Annotated in this window: 21 protein-coding genes and 1 other RNA gene; 9 read left to right on the forward strand and 13 right to left on the reverse strand. The window is 64.7% G+C overall.

Annotated features, from left to right (window positions below; genetic code table 11):
• Nucleotides 1-29: 29 nt before the first annotated feature.
• Genes DVU99_RS16135 through DVU99_RS16150 form a run of 4 tightly spaced genes read right to left on the reverse strand, consistent with a single transcriptional unit; the run spans nt 30 to nt 2560 of the window.
• Entirely contained in the window at nt 30-1001 is a 972-nt protein-coding gene (locus DVU99_RS16135) for a hypothetical protein (protein ID WP_114241252.1), read from the reverse strand.
• Nucleotides 998-1855 (reverse strand): ABC transporter ATP-binding protein, encoded by an 858-nt coding sequence (locus DVU99_RS16140; RefSeq protein WP_114241253.1) that lies wholly within the window; start codon nt 1853-1855, stop codon nt 998-1000. The genes DVU99_RS16135 and DVU99_RS16140 overlap by 4 nt, the downstream gene beginning before the upstream one ends.
• On the reverse strand, nt 1852-2238 hold the full coding sequence (locus tag DVU99_RS16145; protein WP_114241254.1) for a GntR family transcriptional regulator: 387 nt from the start codon (nt 2236-2238) through the stop codon (nt 1852-1854). The genes DVU99_RS16140 and DVU99_RS16145 overlap by 4 nt, the downstream gene beginning before the upstream one ends.
• 4 nt (nt 2239-2242) lie before the next feature.
• Nucleotides 2243-2560, reverse strand: coding sequence for a hypothetical protein (locus DVU99_RS16150; protein ID WP_114241255.1), 318 nt, complete (start codon nt 2558-2560; stop codon nt 2243-2245).
• 285 nt (nt 2561-2845) lie between these two features.
• Here DVU99_RS16150 and DVU99_RS16155 point away from each other — a divergent pair, with 285 nt between their 5' ends.
• Nucleotides 2846-3631: an SDR family NAD(P)-dependent oxidoreductase gene (locus DVU99_RS16155; RefSeq protein ID WP_114241256.1), complete on the forward strand. Its 786-nt coding sequence runs from the start codon at nt 2846-2848 to the stop codon at nt 3629-3631.
• A gap of 21 nt (nt 3632-3652) precedes the next feature.
• Here the strand turns inward: DVU99_RS16155 and DVU99_RS16160 are convergent, their stop codons facing one another.
• The 3 genes from DVU99_RS16160 to DVU99_RS16170 are packed head-to-tail and all read right to left on the reverse strand — an operon-like array spanning nt 3653 to nt 7884.
• Complete coding sequence (locus DVU99_RS16160) at nt 3653-5284, reverse strand: DHA2 family efflux MFS transporter permease subunit (RefSeq protein ID WP_114241257.1); 1632 nt, start codon at nt 5282-5284, stop codon at nt 3653-3655.
• The gene (locus DVU99_RS16165; RefSeq protein WP_114241258.1) at nt 5281-6399 is read right to left on the reverse strand and encodes an HlyD family secretion protein; all 1119 of its coding nucleotides are present in this window, start codon (nt 6397-6399) and stop codon (nt 5281-5283) included. The genes DVU99_RS16160 and DVU99_RS16165 overlap by 4 nt, the downstream gene beginning before the upstream one ends.
• Nucleotides 6400-6414: 15 nt before the next feature.
• Complete coding sequence (locus DVU99_RS16170) at nt 6415-7884, reverse strand: TolC family protein (RefSeq protein WP_198670356.1); 1470 nt, start codon at nt 7882-7884, stop codon at nt 6415-6417.
• 86 nt (nt 7885-7970) lie between these two features.
• On the opposite strand from DVU99_RS16170, the gene DVU99_RS16175 reads away from it, so the two are divergent.
• A complete protein-coding gene (locus tag DVU99_RS16175; protein ID WP_114241260.1) occupies nt 7971-8747 on the forward strand; it encodes a helix-turn-helix domain-containing protein in 777 nt (258 codons plus the stop codon).
• Nucleotides 8748-8799: 52 nt separating this feature from the next.
• Here the strand turns inward: DVU99_RS16175 and DVU99_RS16180 are convergent, their stop codons facing one another.
• Nucleotides 8800-10557, reverse strand: coding sequence for a diguanylate cyclase (locus DVU99_RS16180; RefSeq protein WP_114241261.1), 1758 nt, complete (start codon nt 10555-10557; stop codon nt 8800-8802).
• 1153 nt (nt 10558-11710) lie between these two features.
• Here DVU99_RS16180 and DVU99_RS16185 point away from each other — a divergent pair.
• A protein-coding gene (locus tag DVU99_RS16185) for an IS3 family transposase (RefSeq protein ID WP_114241262.1) occupies nt 11711-12786 on the forward strand; the annotation gives its coding sequence in 2 pieces (ribosomal slippage) (nt 11711-11966 and nt 11966-12786; 1077 coding nt in all).
• A gap of 245 nt (nt 12787-13031) precedes the next feature.
• The gene (locus DVU99_RS19805) at nt 13032-13883 is read left to right on the forward strand and encodes a hypothetical protein (RefSeq protein ID WP_157971464.1); all 852 of its coding nucleotides are present in this window, start codon (nt 13032-13034) and stop codon (nt 13881-13883) included.
• A 356-nt stretch (nt 13884-14239) separates the two neighbouring features.
• On the opposite strand, the gene ssrA is transcribed toward DVU99_RS19805, so the two are convergent.
• Nucleotides 14240-14592, reverse strand: a transfer-messenger RNA (tmRNA) gene (gene ssrA, locus DVU99_RS16195).
• Nucleotides 14593-14699: 107 nt separating this feature from the next.
• On the opposite strand from ssrA, the gene DVU99_RS16200 reads away from it, so the two are divergent.
• Nucleotides 14700-15212 carry a GNAT family N-acetyltransferase gene (locus DVU99_RS16200; RefSeq protein ID WP_114241264.1) on the forward strand — a complete coding sequence of 171 codons (513 nt, stop codon included), beginning with the start codon at nt 14700-14702 and terminating at the stop codon, nt 15210-15212.
• On the opposite strand, the gene smpB is transcribed toward DVU99_RS16200, so the two are convergent.
• Complete coding sequence (gene smpB / locus DVU99_RS16205; protein ID WP_114241265.1) at nt 15204-15695, reverse strand: SsrA-binding protein SmpB; 492 nt, start codon at nt 15693-15695, stop codon at nt 15204-15206. The two genes, DVU99_RS16200 and smpB, sit on opposite strands and share 9 nt — an antisense overlap.
• 82 nt (nt 15696-15777) lie before the next feature.
• Between smpB and DVU99_RS16210 the strand changes: the two genes are divergently transcribed.
• Both DVU99_RS16210 and DVU99_RS16215 read left to right on the forward strand, forming a co-directional pair.
• Nucleotides 15778-16209: a type II toxin-antitoxin system RatA family toxin gene (locus DVU99_RS16210; RefSeq protein ID WP_114241266.1), complete on the forward strand. Its 432-nt coding sequence runs from the start codon at nt 15778-15780 to the stop codon at nt 16207-16209.
• A complete protein-coding gene (locus DVU99_RS16215; RefSeq protein ID WP_114241267.1) occupies nt 16202-16483 on the forward strand; it encodes an RnfH family protein in 282 nt (93 codons plus the stop codon). Before DVU99_RS16210 ends, DVU99_RS16215 begins: the two co-directional genes overlap by 8 nt.
• A 15-nt stretch (nt 16484-16498) precedes the next feature.
• Here DVU99_RS16215 and DVU99_RS16220 read toward each other — a convergent pair whose 3' ends face one another.
• A complete protein-coding gene (locus DVU99_RS16220; RefSeq protein WP_114241268.1) occupies nt 16499-16963 on the reverse strand; it encodes an outer membrane protein assembly factor BamE in 465 nt (154 codons plus the stop codon).
• Between the two features lie 76 nt (nt 16964-17039).
• On the opposite strand from DVU99_RS16220, the gene fur reads away from it, so the two are divergent.
• Nucleotides 17040-17462: a ferric iron uptake transcriptional regulator gene (gene fur, locus DVU99_RS16225; protein WP_114241269.1), complete on the forward strand. Its 423-nt coding sequence runs from the start codon at nt 17040-17042 to the stop codon at nt 17460-17462.
• A 331-nt stretch (nt 17463-17793) separates the two neighbouring features.
• Here fur and DVU99_RS16230 read toward each other — a convergent pair whose 3' ends face one another.
• Complete coding sequence (locus tag DVU99_RS16230; protein WP_114241270.1) at nt 17794-19389, reverse strand: MASE1 domain-containing protein; 1596 nt, start codon at nt 19387-19389, stop codon at nt 17794-17796.
• Nucleotides 19390-19483: 94 nt separating this feature from the next.
• Between DVU99_RS16230 and DVU99_RS16235 the strand changes: the two genes are divergently transcribed.
• Nucleotides 19484-20119 (forward strand): response regulator transcription factor, encoded by a 636-nt coding sequence (locus DVU99_RS16235; protein ID WP_114241271.1) that lies wholly within the window; start codon nt 19484-19486, stop codon nt 20117-20119.
• Nucleotides 20120-20275: 156 nt separating this feature from the next.
• On the opposite strand, the gene recN is transcribed toward DVU99_RS16235, so the two are convergent.
• Nucleotides 20276-21946 (reverse strand): DNA repair protein RecN, encoded by a 1671-nt coding sequence (gene recN, locus DVU99_RS16240; RefSeq protein ID WP_114241272.1) that lies wholly within the window; start codon nt 21944-21946, stop codon nt 20276-20278.
• Nucleotides 21947-22002 lie beyond the last annotated feature (56 nt).

Genomic DNA, 22002 nt, shown 5'->3' on the forward strand with positions numbered 1-22002 from the left:
CGTATCTCCCCTTCGAATTCGGCTGGACGTCAACTGTCGTCACGCATCCGGCGGAACCACACTGCGCCTGCAAGCAGCACCACGCCCGCCAGTACCCCGATCCATAGGTTGGGCGAGGCCAGCAGGCCGTAGGTATGCATCGGTGAAAGCACGGCAAGCGGGTCGTGGCCATCGTCACCGAAATCGGCGCCTGCAGTCAGCGAACCATCGTCATAGACCAGGCTGGAGCCGGGGAATACGCTCAGCAGGGCACGCTGCACGATGTTCTTCCAGAACCAGGCGGTAGGCAGGTTGAACAGGCCCATGATGCCGAACCAGCTCACCAGCAGGCCGATCACCGCCGGTACCGCCACGGCCCACAGGAAGGGCTTGTTGCGTGCCCAGGCCGAGCAGAACATCAGCCAGCCGACCGCGGGAACTGCCCACAAGGCATACAGCGGAATGCTGCTGACCAAGGTGCCGACGGCACGGAACGGATGGGCCAGGCCGATCAGCTGCCAGGCGTTGACCCCGTGCAGCGAAAGCACCAGGGCGTAGATCACCAGCTGTGCCAGACCGACGACGAGGCTCACCAGCACCGCGATCACCGGCGCCACCACGATGGCGCTGACAACCTTGGACAGCACGGTGTTGACGTTGGAAATGGGCAGCGACTTCCAGAACAGGATGCTGCGATCGCGGCGGTCGTCGTACAGCGCGCCCAGGCAGTAGAACAGCACCACGATGCCCATGACGATGCCGATCACGCCCATCGACGACAGCATGGCGATGTCCAGCCCGGCACCGATCTGCCGGATATCGCCGGCATCGGCCCTGGCGATCATCATCTGCAGGTTGTCGCCGCCGACGTGGAAGCCATGCCGTGCGCCGAGCACCTCGGCTGCGATCACGGCCATGACATTGAGCACCAGGAACACCACGCCGGTGATGACCGGCGCCCACAGGAAGCCCCCGCGGTGCTCCCAGAATTCACGCTTCAACAGCCAGTAGAAGGTTTTCATGCGTAGGTTCCCTTCATGGTGGCGACGAACAGGTCACTGATCGAAGGACGGCGCACTTCGCCCATGTCCTCGAGCACGCTGCGATCGGCACCGTCGAACAGGAAAATGCTCTTGCCGAATACCTGGCGCTCGTCCAGCGGCTTGAGCCGGCGCGCCACGTCGGCCTTGTCGGCGCTGACCAGCACTTCGGCGAAACGCTCGCCGACGGCGTCCATGTCGGTATCGAGCACGATCTTCCCATCGCGGATGAACATCAGGTCGGTGAGGATGTGTTCGATCTCCTCGACCTGGTGGGTGGTGACGATGATGGTCTTGTTCTCGTCGAAGTAGTCCTCCAGCAGGCTCTGGTAGAACTGCTTGCGATAGAGGATGTCCAGGCCCAGCGTCGGCTCGTCGAGCACCAGCAGGCGGGCGTCGATGGCCATCACCAGCGCCAGGTGCAATTGCACGATCATGCCCTTGGACATTTGCTTCACGCGCATGTCCGGGGTGAGCTTGGTGCGGGCGAGGAAACCCTCGCACTTGGCGCGGTTGAAGCGGGGGTGCACGTTGGCGACGAAGTCGACCGCCTCGCGCACGCGGATCCAGCGGGGCAGCACCGCGACGTCGGCGATAAAGCAGACCTGCTCCATCAGCTGGTCGCGTTGCGAGCGCGGATCCAGGCCCAGCACGTTCAGCTCGCCCTGGAAGTCGGTGAGGCCCAGGATGGCCTTCAATGCCGTGGTCTTGCCCGCGCCGTTGGGGCCGATCAGCCCCACGATGCGCCCGGAATCGATGCGAAAACTCACATGGTCCAGCGCCAGCGCGTTCTTGTAGGTCTTGGTCAGTCCGGTGGCTGTGACGACCGCATTCATGACTGGTTCTCCCCGTCGGCCGGCGTGTTGCCCGGCGCTTCCCGCAGCAGGGTCTTCAGATCCAGCCCGAGGCGCTGCAGTCTGGCGTAAAGCGCCGGCCACTCCTCACGCAGGAAGCGCTCGCGTTCGGACTTGAGCAGCGCCTCCCTGGCTCCATCGATGACGAACATGCCCAACCCCCTCCTTTTTTCCACCAGTTGATCGTCGACCAGTTCCTGGTACGCCTTCGAGACGGTCAGCGGGTTGATCTGAAAATCCGCTGCAACCTGGCGTACTGACGGCAGCGGGTCGCCCTCGTTCAAGGCGCCGTCCAGAATCATCGCCACCACGCGCTCGCGGAGCTGGCGATAAATCGGGACGCTGTCGTTCCAGGTGATGGTCATACGGTTATTCCTTGCTGATGCGGCCGAACTGGTTACCGAACGAATAGTAGGGCATGGCCAGCTGAGCCCCGAGCACGCTCGCGTTGGCTTCGCGGCGGAGCATCGGCGAAACGCTCAGGCTTGCGATTCCGGCATCCGCTAGCAGGGCGGCGGCGCGCATGTCTTCGGCCGTCGGGCGGACATCGACCGGGGCCAGGTTGTGGACCTGAACGCCATTGATCTCACTGGCAGGGAGACTGGTGACGTTGGAGTGGATGGCGGCCAAGCCGACGGTGGTGAACAGGGCGGCGGCGGTCAGGGCTAGCAGGTTATTCGCTTTCATGGCGGGTCTCCTTTAGTGACCTCGTGGACCGGTGTTGTAGTGAACTATAACACCATATTCGAAACCGTCAATAGAGACGGGTGAATTTCGCAACATGACTGATGGCCTATAAGCCTGAGCCCGGTCCGGGCAGGCCTGCGGTCCGGATCCTGCGCAACATCGTCGGTTTCCTGGCCGGCGCCGGGCAGGGGCGCCCATCAGTCATCGCGGGTGACAGCCATCACCCCGGCGAGCCGTTCGGGCTCGTGCTTCAATGACACGGTTAGCCACGTAGGGAGCTGTTCCATGGATGCAGGTCTGGCAGGGCGCGTTGTGGTGGTGACGGGGGCGAGCAAGGGGATTGGGCTGGCCTGCGCCGTCGCCTTGGCGCGGGAAGGTGCGAAGGTGGTGGGTATCTCTCGTGATCTCGCGCATTTGCACGCGGCCCAGCACGACCTGCAGCGCGAAGGCCTGCACATGGAGGTTGCCGCGGCCGACCTGCGCGACAGCGTTGCAGCCCAGATGGTGATCGAGTGCATCGAGAACGATTTCGGCGGGATCGACGTGCTGGTCAATTGCGCCGGCGCCGCCGCGCGTACGCCGGTGGACGAGCTGCATGCCGACGCCCTGCATGCCTCGATGCAGGCGAAGTATTTCACCTATATGCACGTGATCGATCCGGTGATCCGCCGCATGGCTGCACGTGGCCACGGCAGCATCATCAACGTGGTCGGGCAGGGCGGGCGCCAGGCCAACCCGCTGCACATCGGTGGTGGCGCGGCCAATGCGGCGCTGATGCTGGCCTCGGTGGGCTACGCCAATGCGTATGCGGCGAGGGGCGTGCGCGTCAACGTGATCAATCCCGGCCTTACCCGCACCGGCCGCGTGCAGGAGGGCCTGCAGGCCGCGTCGCGCGCCAGCGGACGCGCTGCGGACGAATTGCTCGCGGAGCAGGTCGCCGAGATTCCCCTGGGGCGCATGGCCGAGCCGGCGGAAATCGCCAACGTGGCTGTGTTTCTTGCCTCGCCGCTGGCCAGTTACGTCACCGGCGCGGTGATTCCGATGGACGGCGGCAAGACATCGGTGATCTGAAGCAGGAGCGGCTGCGCGGGCTCAGGCCGTTTCGGCGGCGGGTTCGCTGGCTTCGGCGGCCTTGGTTGCCGCTTGCGCGTGCCGGCGCTGCCCGGATGGACCACGCAGCAGGAATGCGCCGGCGGCACAGGCAAGCATGGTCAGGCCGGCCAGCAGGAACACGTCGCTATAGGCCTGCAGCAAGGCCTGCTTGTGCACCATCTGTTCGATCTGCGCGAGCGCGCGCTGCCGTGACCCCGCATACGCCGCACCCTGCAATGCATCGGCCGGGCTTACGACATGGCCAGCGAAGCGGCTGACCAGCGCGGTGACGCGTTCGCGATAGGTCCGGAGGTACGGCGTGACGTGCTCGCCGATGCGAGCCTCGTGGAACTTCTGCCGCTCCACCACCCATTGGCTCGCGAGGGCAATGCCGATGGCGCCGCCGACGTTGCGCACCATCGAGAACACGCCGGACGCCGAGCCCAGCTCGGCCTTGTCCATGCCTTCGACCGACATCACGCCCAGCGCGACCACGATCAGCGACTGCCCGATGCCGCGCACCACCAGGGACGGCACGATGGCGTTCTGCGCGGCATCCTGGTTGAGATGGATGTTCATCAGGCAGCCGAGTGCCATGATCATGAAGCCGGCGACGATCGCCGTGCGGGGACTGGTCCGCCGCATCAGTGGTGGCGTGGCGAAGGACATGATGAATTGCACCACGCCGTAGGGAATCATGGTCAGGCCGATGTCGCGCGCGTTGAAACCGTGCACGTCGGCGAAATAGTTGGGCACCAGGAACACGACGCCGAATACCACGGCGCCAAACAGGAATTGCATCAGGCTTGCCAGCCCGAAGTTGTAGCTGCCGAGCAGGCGCAGGTTGATGAAGGGATCCTTGCGCCTCAGCTCGATCCATACGAAGCAGAGCAATCCCAGCGTGGCGGCGATAGCCGTGCTGGCGATGAAGGGCGAGGACAGCCAATCCTTGCGCTCGCCTTCCTCCAGCATGATCTGCAAGGCGGAAAGTCCGATCGCCATGGCGGCGATGCCCGTCCAGTCGCCCTTGCGCAGCAGGCCGCGCTGCACCGGCGCGGGCCGGATCGACCAGCCGATCGCAGCCAGCAGCGCCAGTCCCGGCGGAATCTGCAGATAGAAGATGTAGCGCCAGGAATACATGTCGGTCAGCCAGCCGCCCAGCGAAGGGCCTGCCGCCTGTGCCACGTTGTTGGCCACGGCAAACAGCGCCATGCCGAGCGCATGCCGCGAACGCGGCAATTCCGTCACGATCAGCTGGAACGACAAGGGAATCAGCACACCGCCAAAGGCGCCTTGCAGCGTGCGCGCGCAGATCATGGTGCCGATGTTGGGCGCCACCGAGCACAGCAGCGAAAACACCACGAAGCCCAGCGTTCCGGTCATCAATACGCGGCGTATCGAGAATACGCGGGCCAACCATGCCGACAGCGGGATGATGATGATCTCGGCCACCAGGTAGGCCGTGCTGATCCACGAGCCTTCCTCGAAGCTGGCGCCAAGCGAGCCGCGGATATCCGGCAGGGAGGCGTTGGTCACGTGCACGTTCATGCCGGCCATGAAGCAGCCGACGGCGCCACCGATCACCGCGACCCAGGTACGCAGCGGTACGGCGTTTTCGTCCGCCGCGCTCATGGGGCGCTCGCCGCATGGGTGTCGATGGTGGTAACGACGGACATGCCGGGGCGCAGCAGCGCGGTATCCGCATCGATCGCAATGCGCAGCGGCATGCGCTGCACGATCTTGGTGAAGTTGCCGGTGGCGTTGTCCGGCGGCAGCAGTGCGAATTCGGCGCCCGATGCCGGCGAGAAGCTGTCGACGTGGCCGTGCAGGGTACGCCCGCCCAGCGCGTCCACTTCGATGGTCACAGGCTGGCCCTGCCGTACGCGTGCCAGCTGGGTTTCCTTGTAGTTCGCCACGACGTAGCTGTCGTGCGGCACGATCGCCAGCAAGGGCGTGCCCACCGCCACGAACTGGCCGGGGCGCAGGCTGCGCTGGCCGACCTGTCCGCTGACGGGCGCGATGATGCGGGTGTGTTCCAGCTCGATGTCGGCGAGCCGAAGCGCCGCCTGTGCCTTGGCGAGCCCGGCCTGGGCCGTTTTCCTTGCGGCCTCTGCCTGGGTGCGTTCGGTCTGCAAGGTGACCAGTCGCTTTTGGGTGGCGGCGAGAGCGGCCTGGGTGGCCGCGTTTGCGGACGTGCTGGAGGTGGCGTCGGCTTCGGCGGATTCCAGCTGCTGGTCACTGCTGATCTGCTCGTGATGCAGCTGCTGCTGTCGTGCATAGTTGAGCGTGGCCTTGCGCGCAGCGGCTTCGCCGGTGGCCACGTCGGCTTCGGCGGCACGGATACGGCTGGTTTGCTCATCCGCCTGGGCGGCGAGGTTGGCGAGCGCGGCGTCCCGTCCTTGGACGTCGGCGGTGGCCGCAGCCACTGCGGCCCTGGCCAGCTCCACGCGGGCCAGGTAGTCGCTGTCGTCGACTCGGGCGAGCAGGTCGCCTGCCTTCACCTCCTGGTTGTCGCGCACCCGCACGTCGGTGAGATAGCCGGCGACGCGCGGACTGACCGTGACGATGTCGGCGCGGACATAGGCGTCATCCGTGCTTTCACGGTATCGCGCGACAGCCCACAGGTAGAAGGTTCCGATAAGTACCAGCGCCACGCCGCCGAGAGAGGCCAGTACCTGCAGCGGGCGTTTTCCTGCCCACGCGCTGGCATCCCGGATGACGGCGAGGCGAGTGTGTCGGTTGAGCATGGTTTTTCTCGTGTCTCAGGGGGCGGATCCGGATGGGCCGGATGGGGCAGGCATGGAAGGCTCGAGGTCGGGCGCGGTTTGCCAGCCACCACCCAATGCCCGGAACAGACCGAGCTGGGCGATGGCGACATCGGCGTCGGAAGCGGTGGCGGCGAGGCGAGCCTTTACATCGCTGCGTTGCGCGTCCAGCAGGTCGAGCGCGTCGACGGCACCGAGCTGGCGTGCGCGTTGGGCCAGGCGCAGTGCTTCGCCGGTCTGCGCGCTGGCATGCTGCAGGGCGTTGTGCTGGGTCTCGGCCGCCTGGTAACTGCCGAGTGCCACCTGTACGTCGGCTATCGCGCGCAGGATGGATTTGTCGAACTGCGCGAGCGCCTCGCGCTGGCCGGCCTTGGCGCCGGCAATGCGGGCGCGCGCCACGCTCAGGTTGGGGAAGCTCCAGGACAACAACGGACCGATGCGCCACACCATCGACGAGCGGGCATTCAGTTCGCCTATCGATGGCGCCGAGCTCAGCAGCTCGGCCCCGATGGAGAGCGAGGGATAAAGCTCCGAAACCGCAAGGTCGATGCCTGCGGTACTGGCCCGTAGATGGTCATCCGCGGCGCGCACATCCGGCCGTCGCTTGAGCAGCGCGGCCACGTCGCCGGCAGGTGGCGCCGCGGTGAGGCGCGGCACCACGTGGCAGGCCGTGGCATCGCCTGGCAGCGCATCCGCTGGTCGGGCCAACAGCACCGACAATTCCTGGATGGCGTTGTCGTGCGCGGCCTGCAGTGCGGGAATGGCGGCAGCGGCTTCGTCGGCCAATGCCTGCGTGCGCACCACGTCCAGGCGATTGCCTGCGCCGCTGTCCAGCAGCCTTCGTTGCAACGTGAGGCTTTGCCTGAGCAGATCCAGCGATTGCCGGGCATCGCCCACGCGCGCTGCATAGCCGCAGATGTCGACATACGCCCGCGCAGTTTCCACTGTGATATCGATCCGCGTTGCATCGGCCAGGGCCTGCACCTCCGCGGCGTGCGCGTGCGCGGCGCGAACGGACGCGCCCAGCCGCCCCTGGATATCGGTATCCCAGGAAAAATCGAGGCCCGCGTCATAGCGCATGCCGGTGCGCACCGGCGTGTCGTCGAGGGCGGCGGCCAACTGGTCGTCCAGCGTGCTTCCTTCGCCGGCGCCCGCGGTAACGCGTGTCGTGGGCAGGCGGGCCCGCTTGCGGGCGTCGAGCACCGCGCGCGCCTGTGCCACCCGCGCTGCGGCGGCCTTCAGGTCGAGATTGTCGTGCAGGGCGTCCTGAATCAGCCGGCCAAGCTTGGGAGCGTCGTACAGGTTCCACCAGGTATCGACGGCAGGTGCTGGCGAAACCAGGGTGGATGGCGCGGGCACCAGCACACCCTGGGGATGGATGCTGGCCAGGTCCGGCGGGACCGGTTGGCGCGTGGCACAGGCATTGAGGGCCAGCAGCAGGCAGGCCGTTAGAGCAGTCCGGTGCATCAGTGCGGCCCCGAGGAGAATGCCCCACATTGGGCCATGCCGGCCGTTTGTCTTCTATGCTTGTTTGAGACGACAATCGTCGGGAAATGGACATCAAGCGCACCGTCGATGATTGCGAAGCCTGTGACCGCCCCGTGGCCGCGCTGGCAACGGACTACGTGCATGGCGACGAGGTGCCCACGCACAGCCATCACCGCGCGCAGCTGATCCATGGCGTGACCGGTGCCATGACGGTAACCAGCGATGGTGGGCGCTGGGTGGTGCCGACCGGCAAGGCGGTATGGATGCCGGCGGGCATGTCGCACCGCATACGCATGGCGGGCGATGTTCGCATGCGCACCGTATACGTGCGCACCGATGCCCGCCCGGGGTTGCCGCAGCGCTGCGAGGTCATCGATGTGTCGCCGCTGCTGCGCGAGGCGATCATGGCTGCCATGGCCATCCCGCTCGATTACCGCCAGAGCGGGCGCGACCACCGCGTGATGCAGCTGATTCTCGACGAACTCGAACAGGCGCCCAGGCTGTCGATGCACGTGCCGTTTCCGCAGGATGCGCGCTTGATGAAGGTCTGCCGGCAACTGATGGCTGATCCCGCACGGGCGCCCACGCTCGACGAACTGGCTGGGCGCATCCACGTCAGTGGACGCACGCTGTCACGCCTGTTCGAGCGTGAGCTGGGCATGTCGGTCAGTGCCTGGCGCCGGCGCATGTGCCTGGTACTGAGCCTGCCGCAGCTGGCCTCGGGAGCATCGCTGGCCGACGTGGCGCTGGCGTTTGGCTATGACAGTCCCAGCGCCTTCACTGCCATGTTCAAGCGCGAACTGGGCATGGCGCCGACCATGTACCTGGCCCATCAATCCTGAGTGGCTGCCGCCGGCGGGATGACTGCCCCGCCATTCGCGTCGATGCAGGCCCTCAGCCGAGCACTACGCTTTCGACACGGTCGCGGCCATTCTGCTTGGCCCGGTAGAGCAGCGCGTCGGCCTGCCGCATCAATTCGTCGACCTGATGCGAGTCCGTGCGCAATGCGGAGGCAATGCCGAAGCTCGCCCGGATGCCGAACACTGCATCGCTGACCGCCGTGATGTGTTCCTGGTGCAGGCGGGCACGCAGCCGTTGCGCCAGCGCGATGGCTTCCGCCGGATCGTTCACGCGCAGGAGCATGACGAATTCCTCGCCGCCCGTGCGCGCCACGACGTCTTCGGTACGCGATATTTCGCGGCACAGACTGGCGAGCTTCACCAGTGCACGATCCCCTGTCTCGTGGCCGTAGGTGTCGTTGATGTGCTTGAAATGGTCGATGTCCAGCATGATCAGCGAAAGATAGGGTTCGCTGCGTCGCCGGTTCTTGGCCAGCACGCGTGCCCGCCCTTCGAACGCACGCCGATTGAGCAAGCCGGTCAGCGGATCGGTTTCGGCCATGGTGCGCAGTTCTTCGATCAGGCGCTTGCGTTCGTGTTCCAGCCGGATGCGCTCGTCGCTGTTGTGCTTGAGTACGGCCAGCGCACCGAACAGTTCCTTGATCTCGCCGCTATAGACGTCGCGTGGAATGGCCACGGCGCGTTTGCCAGCGGCAATGGCAAGAATGAGTTGCCGCGCTTCCACGAACGGACGCACGATCTTCTCGCGGACCCGCCAGATCGTCACCATCAGCACCCCGGTGAGCAGCGATGCAAACAGGGCCGCACCGATCAGCACCTGCAGGTGCCAATGCAGGCTGTTGCGAATGGTCTGGCCGGTGAGTGCGAGCGCATCGTCACGGAAACGATTGATCGGCTCGACGTTGGGGCTGTACTGCCGGGTCATCTCGGCCGGCGAGGTCATGGCGCCGCCGGGTTGCAGCGCCTGCGAGCGCAGCTGGTTCATGTAGCGGAGGGCCGTGCCGAAGTAACGGCGCTCGATCTCCCCAAAGTCGCGCTGCAGTGTCGGTGGAAGGCTGCGGACGCTGGTGCCGAGCAGGGTCCGCAGTTGCTCGATCTGGCCGAGCGTGCGGGCCATGTCGAATGCCTCGTCCTGGCTCAGGGAGCGCTGCAGGGTCAGCGCCGGAACGAATTGGGAGGCGAGGTAACCCGCCTGCTCCCGTAGCAGTGCGGTCAGGCGGGTGGCGAGCAGGTAGCTCTGCACATCGGCGTTTTCGCGTATCACTCCAGTCGCGCCCTGTTCGGCGAGGGCCGAGAGCAAGGGAATCGTGCCCGCCATCTGCTCGAAGGCCGATGTCGCAGCCTCGTTGCGTTGTGGACTCGCCGGCTGTCGGCTGATGGCATCCAGGGTCTGTCGGGATGCGTCCAGCGCTGGCCGGACCTTGTCGGCTTGTTCCAGCAGGCCAGCACAAGCCCGGCACCCCGAGTCCTGCAGCGTCTGGTCGAGCTCGGCCAGGTGCGCATCGGTGGCGCGCCGCGCGGCGGCCTGCGCAGCGTACTCGTCCTGCGTGCTGGCATCGCCGTGGATGAACACGTTGAAACTGGGTCGGCGCTCGCTGGAGATGTCGGCCATGGTCTGCAGGGCGGCCTGCACCACCACGAACTCGCGTTGTGCCTCGGCTGCGTCACGGTAACCGCGCCACTGCTCCGCGCATATCCACAACACCAGGATCAGCACCACCAGGTAGATCACCACCACCACGCGCCGGAATCGTCGATTGACCGAATCGCCGGGCGGCATCTGGTAGGGCATGGCGTAGCTTCCCCTTGCATGGTGCTACCGACTGACGTGCCGCCTACCGGCCGATGTCCGGAACGCGGGCTCGACGAACAGACGGTCATAGCTTCCCCGAGTGCGCGAGGGTTTTCCAGCGTGAACGCGTGATCCGGCCCGGAGGGTGGTTGGCTTTCCGGATACCCCCGCCGAGGCGTGCAAAGCAAAACGCCCGGCTTTTGAGGGCCGGGCGTTTCGTCATTGGTGGAGGTGGCGGGAGTCGATAGAGCCAGCGCTCATTGATCTGTATCAACGCCTCAGGGCCATCAGTTGACCAGAAGTTAACCTAACGGCGGTGACCTTCTGGCCGGCGTCAGGAGCAACCGACGGGATCCCGCGACCGTAGTGCGCACGATCATCGTCTAGCCCTTGTGCCTCATCATTGATGTTACCCAGACCGGATTCTCGCCAGCGCTAAGGAGTGTGGAGCTGAAAGTCTGGCGCATCGGTAACGCACCTCGGCCCGCTTCATGGCCAGGTGCCATGCGGGGCGTTGCCTGCGGTGCAGTCAATCCATTTGGCGGAGCTGGTGGCGCATCGTTCTTTAGCTGTTCCCAGGGAGGCCCGACCGAAAATGGATCGCGCGCGGCAACTGGAAACGGCGGCGGTGGATCTGGCAATCCTTCAACCAAGCGGTGGCGCTGTCGCTGGTGGTGATGGATCGGCAGGAGTCATCATCATATGGGAGTATGCGCGATGCCTAACTGGGCCATTGTAGAGAACGAAATTGTCACGAATGTGGTTGTGTGGGGTGGTAGTGATTATTGGGTTCCTCCGAAAGGGGGCAATCCGTTGAATTGAATGACACCCCTGTGGCATCTGTCGGAGATAAGTGTGCCAACGGAGCATTTACCCCGCAGGCTTCTCCCGTATAAACAGTCTGGAAATCACTCCGTGTTGATCGCCACATGATATCGATATCCGAATCCTGCGTGCCCGTGGCGTCGGGTTATCTAGGAATAGGGATAGATCGGTGGATTGGTATTCGTGCTCCGTGGAGAGGGAGCCAATGGGAAAAGGAATGCCTCCTCGCATGTAGTAAATTTTCAGGCACGCGCCCGAATCGACGTGCCCCCACTTTTGAGTAGTACGGTGATTTGGAGTCCAATCCCCCAACTCAAGGAGATTGGACGTGAAGAAGCGTTTTACCGAAGAGCAGATCATTGGCTTCCTGCGTGAGGCGGAGGCCGGCGTGGCGGTGAAGGATCTATGCCGCAAGCACGGTTTCAGCGAAGCCTCGTACTACCTCTGGCGCAGCAAGTTCGGCGGCATGACGGTGCCCGAGGCCAAGCGGCTTAAGGAGCTGGAGGCGGAGAACGCCCGGCTGAAGAAGCTCCTGGCCGAATCGATGCTGGAGAACGAGATCACCCGCGAGGCACTGCGAAAAAAGTGGTGACCGCACCGGCGCGACGGTTGCTGGTGCGGGAGATGACGAGCCAAGGACTCAGCGAGCGCCGCGCGTTGACGGTGCTGCGCATGAGTGCCAGTGCCTTGCGTTACGCGCCACGCGCGGACCGCAATGTGGAACTTCGACAGCGGATCCTGGCCTTGGCGCAGCGACACAAGCGCTACGGCGTCGGCATGATCTACCTCAAGCTTAGGCAAGAAGGGATGCGCGTGAATTACAAGCGCGTGGAGCGGCTATGTCAGGACGCGAAGCTGCAGGTGCGTCGGCGCAAGCGCAAGAAGGTGCCAGCGGGCGAACGGCAGCCCTTGTTCCGACCGATGGCACCCAACGAGGTATGGTCGATGGACTTCGTGTTCGATCGTACAGCCGAGGGTCGTGTCATCAAGTGCCTGACGGTCGTTGATGACGGCACTCACGAGGCCGTCGTCATCGAGGTCGAACGAGCGATCTCCGGCACGGGCGTGACGCGCGTGCTGGAACGCCTGGCGCTCACCCGCGGCCTGCCCAAGATCATTCGCAGCGACAACGGCAAAGAGTTCTGCGGCAAAGCGATGGCCTCCTGGGCCCACGAGCGCGGCGTGCAACTACGCCTGATCGAGCCGGGCAAGCCGAACCAGAACGCCTACATCGAATCGTTCAACGGCCGCTTGCGGGACGAGTGCCTCAACGAACACTGGTTTCCCAGCCCGCTACACGCGCGCACCGAGATCGAAACCTGGCGTCGGGAATACAACGAGGAGCGACCAAAGAAGGCGTTGGGCGGGCTGACACCCGCCGCCTACGCCGAGCAGCTAAAGTAACCCCGGGCTCCAAATTGCCCCGCTACTGAATGCGGGGGGACGTCGGTGCGTCTGCATGCCTCACTTGTTCGGGTGTTCGGAAATGCCATGGCTATGGATATCTTCGTTTCTCACAAAACATCCAACAGAATATCTGTGCTCAGGTCGGCCCACGTCGGAGTGCCGATAGTCAGGGTGTCGTCGGTAATGTGGCGCTAGGTAAAAATTCGGACATAAACTTTTCCTCACACCAAAAGGAGATGTTTATGAGGAAACATGTGGCACTTGCAGCACTTGCGTGCACTTTCATCGCCCAAACAGCGGACGCGCAAGAAGTGCTTTCACTTAAACATGCTGCGAAGGGCGTTGAGACCATCCAGGCAGCCGTGGGCAATCAAGTCGGAAACTATCTCTTCGATAGCGGGATTGGTGTAACTGGAATAACTCCGCAGGTGGCCACTGCGTTGGGCTGTAAACCCTGGGGGAAAATCACGGGTTTTCGCGCGATTGGGGAGAGGTTGGATATTCCTCGCTGCAACGGTTATAAGCTCGCGCTGAGTGATTACAAGACGTATTTGCCTCAAGTCGCGGTTTTCGACCTCGCCAAATTCATGGGTCCAGCTTCTAAAGGGCTTTCAGGCATCGTCGGGCTGGATGCGTTCAGGGGGGAGGTGGTGACGCTCAATATTGCCCAGCACCAAGTCGTAGTCGAAGATGCTGCAAGCTTCGACTCGATTCGAAAAAGTGAAGTCGAGGTGCCAATCCGTTTGGTGCGTGCTGCCGAGGGTGCTGCACTTACGGTTGATGTGGGCATACGCACTGCTTCGGGCACGGCATGGATGGAACTGGACACTGGCAACTATGGTCCGGCCATGATCGATAAGACGATTGCTCCTCTGCTTGGGCTGGATCCCAACAATCCCCACCCTCAAGATTTCAAAGCAGCAGTAGTGGATAGTCTCGGTGTGGAAGGGAAGGCAGTCGTCAAGGATCTGATCATGGATGGAAATTTCGGGAGAGGCATTCTGCGCGATTGGGAGATAACACTTGATCTGCAGCATGAGCGCGCTTGGGTCCGCGACCTCAAGCTGGGTGAGTCTGGTCGCGTCGCCGATTGATGCTGTCCAGGTGCTCAGGTTCAACGCGTCTTTTCCAAATGGCTCATCGCTCATCGAGTCTTTGATCGCTCGGAACTGTTGCGCCAGAGCATAGCCGAGCCGTGCCGCGGCCAAGCGGACTTCATCGCCGTCCAAGTGGCCGATTGCTCGAACAATGAATCGTGAGCCGATGCTTTCGCGAGCATGGAGCGGCACGCGAAAGCGCACATACCAGCCAGATGGACGATGCATCAAGAAAGGCTTGGGCATGGAAACGATACCTAAAACGATACCTAAGGAAAGGCCGCTTTGGGTAAATCGTTCTTGCCAAAAAACATCGGCAGGACAATGGCTTGCATTGACCTGCCGATGGGTGATGGTGGAGGTGGCGGGAGTCGAACCCGCGTCCGAAGGCGTTTGACGCCCGGTACTACATGCTTAGCTCACCGTTGGATCTCGTCCCGCGACAGCACGGTGCGCGAAGCGCATCGAAGGACCAGCCTGCTTGATTTAGCCCTGACCGACAGGCGGCAGCTTCGGGCGATCTCGTGATAATGACCCTACATCCACGAGCACGAGCACAAGTGGGTTCGGGGCTAGGCCTTAAGCGGCCAGAGCGTAGTTGTCGTCGTTGGCAACTATGAGTTTTGCCGCTGGATTAACGAGGAAAGCTGCCCCCTCGGCATGCACCAAGCCATCTCACTACCCCCGTCGAAGCCAGGACACCCCCGGGGAAAAGATTGCTGGTCAGCCAGTATATGTAGGCGGCCGGGCTTTCATCAAGGCCGTGGGTCAAGGCTATCGTTGGCCGCCGACCACCACCGGAAGGGTAGGGCCATGCTGCGGATTCGTCAGGCTGGGCTGTCCGATGCAGGTGTGCTGACTCAATTGCGCTGTGCGTTTCTGGAAGAAGAGCTTCACCAGCAACTGCCGGATGGCTTTGCCGACCAGTTGCGCGGCTGGATCGAAGAGGCGATGCCCGAGGGGCGCTTGCTGGCCTGGCTGGCGGAAGTGGATGGGCGAACCGCTGGGTGCGTGGCGGTACATCCCTACACGCATTTGCCTTCGGGGTATTTCCGCCGGGGCGTGGGCTGGTACGTGCTCAACATGTACGTCAAGCGCAGCCATCGCCGGCAAGGCATCGCCAGCGCGCTGCTGGCCGCGGTAGGCGCGGCGGCGCGGGAGCAGGAGGTGGATTCGCTGAACCTGCATTCCACCGCGGCGGCTCACCGCATGTACGAGCGGTTCGGCTTTGGTACCTCGGTGGACGCCATGAACATGACCTTGCACGACGGCGTGGTGGGGCTCTCCGAGGGAGAGCCCGGGCTGCGCTGGGGCAAGTCAGGCTGAGCGGTTGTGGGCGCGCATGGTGCGCTGCTTCTCGCGCTGCCAGTCGCGCTCTTTCTCGGTTTCGCGCTTGTCGTGGGCCTGCTTGCCCTTGGCCAGCCCCAGTTCCACCTTCACCTTGTTGCCTTTCCAGTACATGGCGGTGGGGATGAGGGTGTAGCCCTTGCGCTCGACTGCGCCGATCAGCGTGTCGATCTCGGCGCGATGCAGCAGCAGCTTGCGCGTGCGGCGGTCGTTGGCCACCACGTGGGTGGAGGCGCTGATCAACGGCGGGATGGAGGTGCCCACCAGCTGGATCTCGTTGGCGATCACCATGGCGTAGCTGTCGCCGAAATTGATGCGGCCGGCGCGCAGCGACTTCACTTCCCAGCCCTGCAGCTCAATGCCGGCTTCGAAGCGTTGGTCGATGTGGTACTCGTGGCGGGCGCGCTTGTTGAGCGCAATCGTTCCGCCAGCGTGCTTGTCTTTGTCCTTAGGCTTGGCCATGTCCGTTAAACTTCGGGCTGTTTGCCCCGATGAAGATCCGGCCCGTCGGCCTGGATCCCGATGATTCCGAAAAGAGGCTGAAGTGATCGAGATCCGCCGCAGCGCCCTGGTGAGATATTCGCCGGCCCAGATGTTCGACCTGGTCAATGAGGTCGAAGCATACCCAAAGCGCTTCCCCTGGTGTGTCGGCGCGCAAGTGCTGGAGCGAAGTGAGAATGTGCTGGTTGCGCGGCTGGATCTCAAGTACGCCGGCTTCCGCCAGAGCTTTACCACCCGCAACACCACCGTGCGCCCGCAACGCCTGCACATGAGCCTGGTCGATGGCCCGTTCCGCACCCTCGACGGCTTGTGGGAGTTCATTGCGCTGGGCGACGCCGGCTGCAAGGTGTCGTTCGCGCTGGATTTCGACTATGCCGGCAAGCTGGGCGGTACGGCCCTCAAGCTTGGTTTCCAGGGCTTGGCAGGCCGCATGGTCGATGACTTCTGCCGCGAGGCGGAGCGCGCCTATGGCTGAGCAGGTGACCGTGGACGTGGTGTACGCCGAGCCGTCGCGTCAGTTCGTGCGCCGCGTGAGCTTGCCGGCCGGTAGCACAGTGATGCAGGCGATCGATGCCTCAGGCATGGCCCGGGCCATCCCCGGGCTGGTGGTCGATCCGGACCGGTTGGGCATCTACGCCCGCAAGGTGTCGCCGCAGCAGGTGGTGCTCGATGGCGACCGGGTGGAGGTGTACCGGCCGCTCACGCTGGACCCCAAGGAAGCACGCCGGCGCCGCGCCCACGAGGGCTGACGCCGGCAGGGCCACTCAGTGGCCGTTGTCGTCGCCGCCGCCGCCGCCGTTGTCGCCGCCGTCCTTGCCGCTCGAACCATCGGTGTTCTTGTCACCCTTGGTTTCGTCGACCGGGTAGCTGGCGTGATACTTCTTGGTGTCATTCACCAGTTTCTGGGCGTCTTCGGCGAAGAAATCGCCTTCGGTGCGGACCAGCACGTCGTTATTGAACGTCAGCTTCAGGGTACGGATCTTCAGGTCGCCGCCACGATGTTGCTGGGTAGAAACGTAATCCCACTCGTTCTGGTTGAACGGCGAGTTCACCGAGGGGGAGCCCATCAGGACGAGCACCTGGCGCTTGGTCATGCCGGGCTGCAGCTGATCCACGGTCTTCTTGTCGAGCAGGTTGCCCTGCTGCACGTCGGGGGTGTAAATGAGGCGGCAGCTGGCCAGGGAGACGGCCAGCAGGGCAAAACCCAGCGTGCGAATCAGCTTGTGCATGCGTGTTGCGTCCGGATCGTAAAGGTGTCGGATGATACACTAACGGCCCCGTGGCGCCGTGTGCGTGGAGCTTGCTATGGAACAGGAAACCAAAGAACTACGCAAAGCCGGGCTGAAGGTCACCCACCCCCGCATGCGCATACTGCAGATCTTCGAGGACGAGGAGGCGCACCACCTCACCGCCGAAGACATCTATAAGCGCCTGCTGGCGCACCAGGAGGACATTGGCCTGGCCACTGTCTACCGGGTACTGACCCAGTTCGAGGCCGCCGGCATCGTGGTCAAGCACAACTTCGAGGGCGGCCAGGCCGTCTACGAGCTGGACCGCGGAAAGCATCACGACCACATGATCGATGTGGACAGCGGAAAGGTCATCGAGTTCGTCAGCGAGGAGATCGAGCGCCTCCAGCACGAAATCGCCGCCAAGCATGGCTACGTGATCGAAGACCACAGCCTGGTGCTGTACGTGCGGCCCAAGCACAAGCACGGGTCCAAGTAAGCGGGTGGCGCGTTGCGGGGCTGGCGGCCGAAGGGTCGCCGGCCCTTTTCATTGGGCCGGCGCCGGCGATCGCGCATAAAAAAAGCCGCGGGAGGACTCCTGTCCGCCCAGCGGCTGATCCGTTACCGGATGGCTCCAAGGAGGCGAGTTGCTCGCGAGTCCCGGTTGTGCCACCGATTCCGGCGGAACGGCATCCTGCCGCTCTTCTTGCCCACCGTCCCCACGGTTGGCAAGGCTCACCATCTTGCGATGGTGGCTCCCCCACATCGATGGATTCAGACTAACGAAGCCTTCACACGGCCGGTATCAGAAAATTTCCTATGTAACCGCTTTAGTTTCGGGGCGGTTCGCCGACAGCCGTGCTGCTTCGCAGCAAAATACGCAGATGAACGCCCTGCGACTCGGGGCGGACGCGGAACAGGCCACCCAGCGAAGTCACCCGGTCGCGCATGCCCTGCATGCCACGGCCGCCGCGCGGAACGCGGGCCGGCAGGCCGATGCCGTTGTCGCGGATATCCAGCAAGGCCAGCGCGATACCCTGGCGCTCGCCGATGCGCAGGCGCAACTGGAACAGGTCCGCGTGGGCATGCTTGACGGCGTTGGTGGCGCTTTCCTGCACCAGCCGATAAACCACCGTGCGCGTGTCGTCGTCGAGCAGGCGCGGATCGCCGTGCAGTTCGGTGCGGTAGGCCACGCCGGCCGCGTTGAGCAGGTCGCGGATAGGGCCTTCATCCAGCGCGCGCAGCAGGCCGAACTCATCCAGCACCGCCGGGCGCAGATCATCCAGCAAGCGGTGCAGCGCGCGCCGCATGTGGCCCAGGATGGTGTTGATCGAAACACCGATGTCGTCCATGCCGGCCTGGGCCAGTCGCGATTGCGCGAGCTTCAGGTGAGTCTGGATCGCGGTGAGGTTCTGGCCCAACTCGTCATGCAGTTCGGCCGCCATGTGACGGCGCTGGTTTTCCTCGGTGCGCAGGTTGCCGCGCGCGGCGTCACGCAGCTGCCGGGCGAGGTGGTCCAGGCGTCGGTTCACGGCCGCCAGATAGACGTTTTGTTCGGCCACCCGTTCGCTGCTGCGGCGCAGCGCGTCCGTGGCTGAACCGAGCATCAGGGCACCGGTACCGGCCACCGCCAGGAACAGGATGCCGGCCGCGCCCGGGGCTCCATGGCCCGAATAACTGTCTACCACGGTCATGCCCAGGCTGGAGATCAGCATGGAGAGGCTGGCGCCGCGCCAGCCGTGGCGGAACGCGAAGAACAGCACCGGCGCCAGCGACAGCACGCGGGCGAACTGGGGTTGCGGGGCTTCGTGCGAGGACAGCACCAGCAGGATCGCCATCGACGGCAGCAGCACCAGCAGGCCATCCATCAGCAGGCGCCCCAATGCGCGCCGGCTCAATGGCGCCCGGAACAGCATCACCAGCAGGGGGACCACCAGCAGCACGCCGACGTAGTTGCCCAGCAGGTTCTGGCCCAGCGCCTGCACCATCTCGTCGGAGGTCGGGCTGGCATGGATCAGCGCCAGCAAGACGGCCTCGGTGGCGGTGGTTGCCGCTACCGTGAAGGCCGCCGAGAGCAGCAGGCGCGCCACGTCTTCGGGGTCGCGCAAGCTGGCATGGAGGTTCGCGCGGCGCATCAACCACAGGCAGATCACCACGACGAGCGGCTCGGGTAGTTCGCCCAGGAAAAGGCCCATCCAGCCCATGGTCACGCCGTGCACCAGGCCAATCAGGCCGGTCGCGGCGAACTCGGCACCCAGCAGCCAGGGCCACATGCGCAGCGGTGCCAGCAGCAAGGCGCCGAAGCGCAGGCCGTAGGGCAGCATCCAGTAGGGCTGCTCGGTCGGCCACAGCAGCAACCAAAGCAGCAGATAGGCAATGCCGAACAAGAGGTTGGGTGCGGGCAGCGCAGAAGGTTTCGATCGCATGCGGTCGATGTTACATGCCGCGGGCGAGCGACTGTTCGTGAACGCGCGCTGAGGGGATAGGCGGCCATCCCCGAGGCTGCTATACATGCATCCCATGTACAGCATTGTCCTGGTCGATGACCATGCCATCGTACGCGAGGGGTTCAAACGGCTGATCGAGCTGGAGCCGGATCTGGAGGTCGTTGCGGAGTGCCGCAGCGCCGATGATGCGGTGGAGGCGGTTGGCTCGCGCAAGCCTGATCTCGTGGCGCTTGATCTCTCGCTGCCTGACGGCAGCGGGTTGCCCTTGATCGAGCATTTGCGCAGCGTGGCCACCGACACGCGCATCGTGGTGCTGAGCATGCATGACGGCGAGCCGTACGTATCGGAGGCACTGCGGCGTGGCGCCAGCGGTTATGTCACCAAAGGCGTGGCGCCGGAGGAACTCGTGGCTGGCCTGCGCGCCGTGATGCAGGGCGAGTGCTTCCTGAGTTCCGACCTGCGCAAGCGTCGTGCGGAACGCCCCAACGAAGGGCGTGACCCGATCAATCGCCTGACCGCCCGCGAGCGCGAAGTGTTCCTGCTGCTGGCAGCCGGACGCGCGCCCAAGCAGGTCGCCGGCGAACTGGGCATTGGCCAGAAGACGGTCTACATCCATCGTGCCAGCCTGATGGGCAAGCTGGGCGCCGGCTCGGAGCTGGACCTCTATCGCATGGCGGCCGAGCGCGGGTTGTTGAACCGCAAGAACTAAGCGCCGCCCCTGTAGGAGCGCACCCTGTGCGCGAAAAGCCTACGAAGCGATGACGCAGGAAGGCCCGGCGTCACCAATGACCCGGCCGCCGCGCGACGGTGAGCGCGACAATCGCGCACAGGGGGCGCTCCTGCAAAGAGCGCGGCGCAGTGGTGGTCAGGCCTGGGCCCGTTCGAGCATCTGCTTGGCGTGGGCGCGGGTTTCGCGGGTGATCTCCACGCCGCCGAGCATGCGCGCCAGTTCGTCGCGGCGGCCGTTGGCATCGAGCTTTTCGATGCGCGTGCGGGTGGACTCGCCGTCGCTGGCCTTGCTCACGCGCAGGTGGGAATGGCCCTGTGCCGCCACCTGGGGTAGGTGGGTCACGCACAGCACCTGGCGTTGCTGGCCGAGCGCACGCAGTTTCTGCCCCACCACTTCGGCGACGGCGCCGCCGATACCGGTGTCGACTTCGTCGAACACCATGGTGCCGATGGTGTCCTTGCCCAGCGTGGCCACCTCGATGGCCAGGCTGATGCGCGCCAGCTCGCCACCTGACGCCACCTTGCGCAGGGGGCGCGGCGGCTGGCCCGGGTTGGCGCTGACCAGCAGCTCGCAGCGCTCGCGGCCCTGCACGTCGGGCTCGCCTTCGCCGGTGGCTTCCAGCTCGATCACCAGGCGCCCGCCACCCATGCCGAGCTCGGCCATCAGCGCGCTGACCTCCTCGCCCAGGCGCTGGCCTGCGGTCTCTCGCGCGTGGCTCAGCTTGCCCGCGGCCTCGTCATACTGTTGCTGCAGGCGCTGGCGCTGCAGGGCGAGCTTCTCCAGCGCATCGCCTGCGCCCTCCAGTTCGCCGAGCTCGTCGCGCAGCGCGGCTGCCTTGTCGTGGAGCTCGGCGGTGCCCACGCGGTGGCGGCGCGACAGTTCGTGCAGCCGGGTCAGATGGGTGTCCACTTCCGCGAAGCGCTCGGGATCAAGGTCGACATCAAGCGCGTAGCGGCCCAGGCCATCGGCGGCCTCGCTGAGCTGGATGGAGGCGTTGTCCAGCAGCTCCAGCAGCGGCGCCAGCTTGTCGTCCAGTCCGGCCAGCTTGCTCAGCTCCAGTTGGGCGCGACCCAGGGCCCGGCGCAGGGCGAATTCGCTGTCGCCGTCGAGCAGCTCGACCACGCCGCCGGCGCCTTCGGCCAAGCGGCCGGCATTGGCCAGGCGCTTGTGGCTGGCCTCCAGCTCGGTGAGCTCGCCGGGCGGCAAGGCCCACTTTTCCAGTTCGTCCAGTTCGTGGCGCAGCAGTTCGATGCGCTGCTCGCGATCGTCGCCGCCACTGAGCTTGCGGATGCGCTGGCCCAGTTCGCGCCATTGGGCGGCCAGCTCGCGGACCTGCGCGGCCAGCCCTTCGTTGCCGGCATAGGCATCGAGCAGCTCCAATTGGTGGGCCCGGGACAGCAGGGCCTGGTGTTCGTGCTGGCCGTGGATTTCCACCAGCAGCGTGGCGAGCTCGCCGAGCTGGCTGGCGTTGGCCGGACGGCCGTTGATCCAGGCACGCGAGCTGCCCTCGGCCCGGATCACGCGGCGCAGCTGGCAGTTGTCGTCCTCGTCCAGCTCCTGCTGCCGCAACCACTCGCGTGCCTCAGGCAGCTGCCCCAGGTCGAACTCGGCGGTGAGTTCGGCGCGGTCGCTGCCGGCGCGCACCATGCCGCTGTCGGCGCGGGCGCCGGCCAGCAGCATCAGCGCATCCACCAGCAGGGACTTGCCGGCGCCGGTTTCGCCACTGACGACAGTAAGACCCGGGCCGAAGGCGATCTCGGCTTCTTCGACGACGGCGAAATGACGAACGTAGAGCGAGGTGAGCATGGGTGGCGGCGTGATGAAGTCGGGGGATTGTAAAGGGCAGGGGATGGGGGACGGGT

The sequence above is a fragment of the Dyella sp. C9 genome (genome assembly GCF_003332825.1).
In the GTDB taxonomy this organism is placed as follows: domain Bacteria; phylum Pseudomonadota; class Gammaproteobacteria; order Xanthomonadales; family Rhodanobacteraceae; genus Dyella.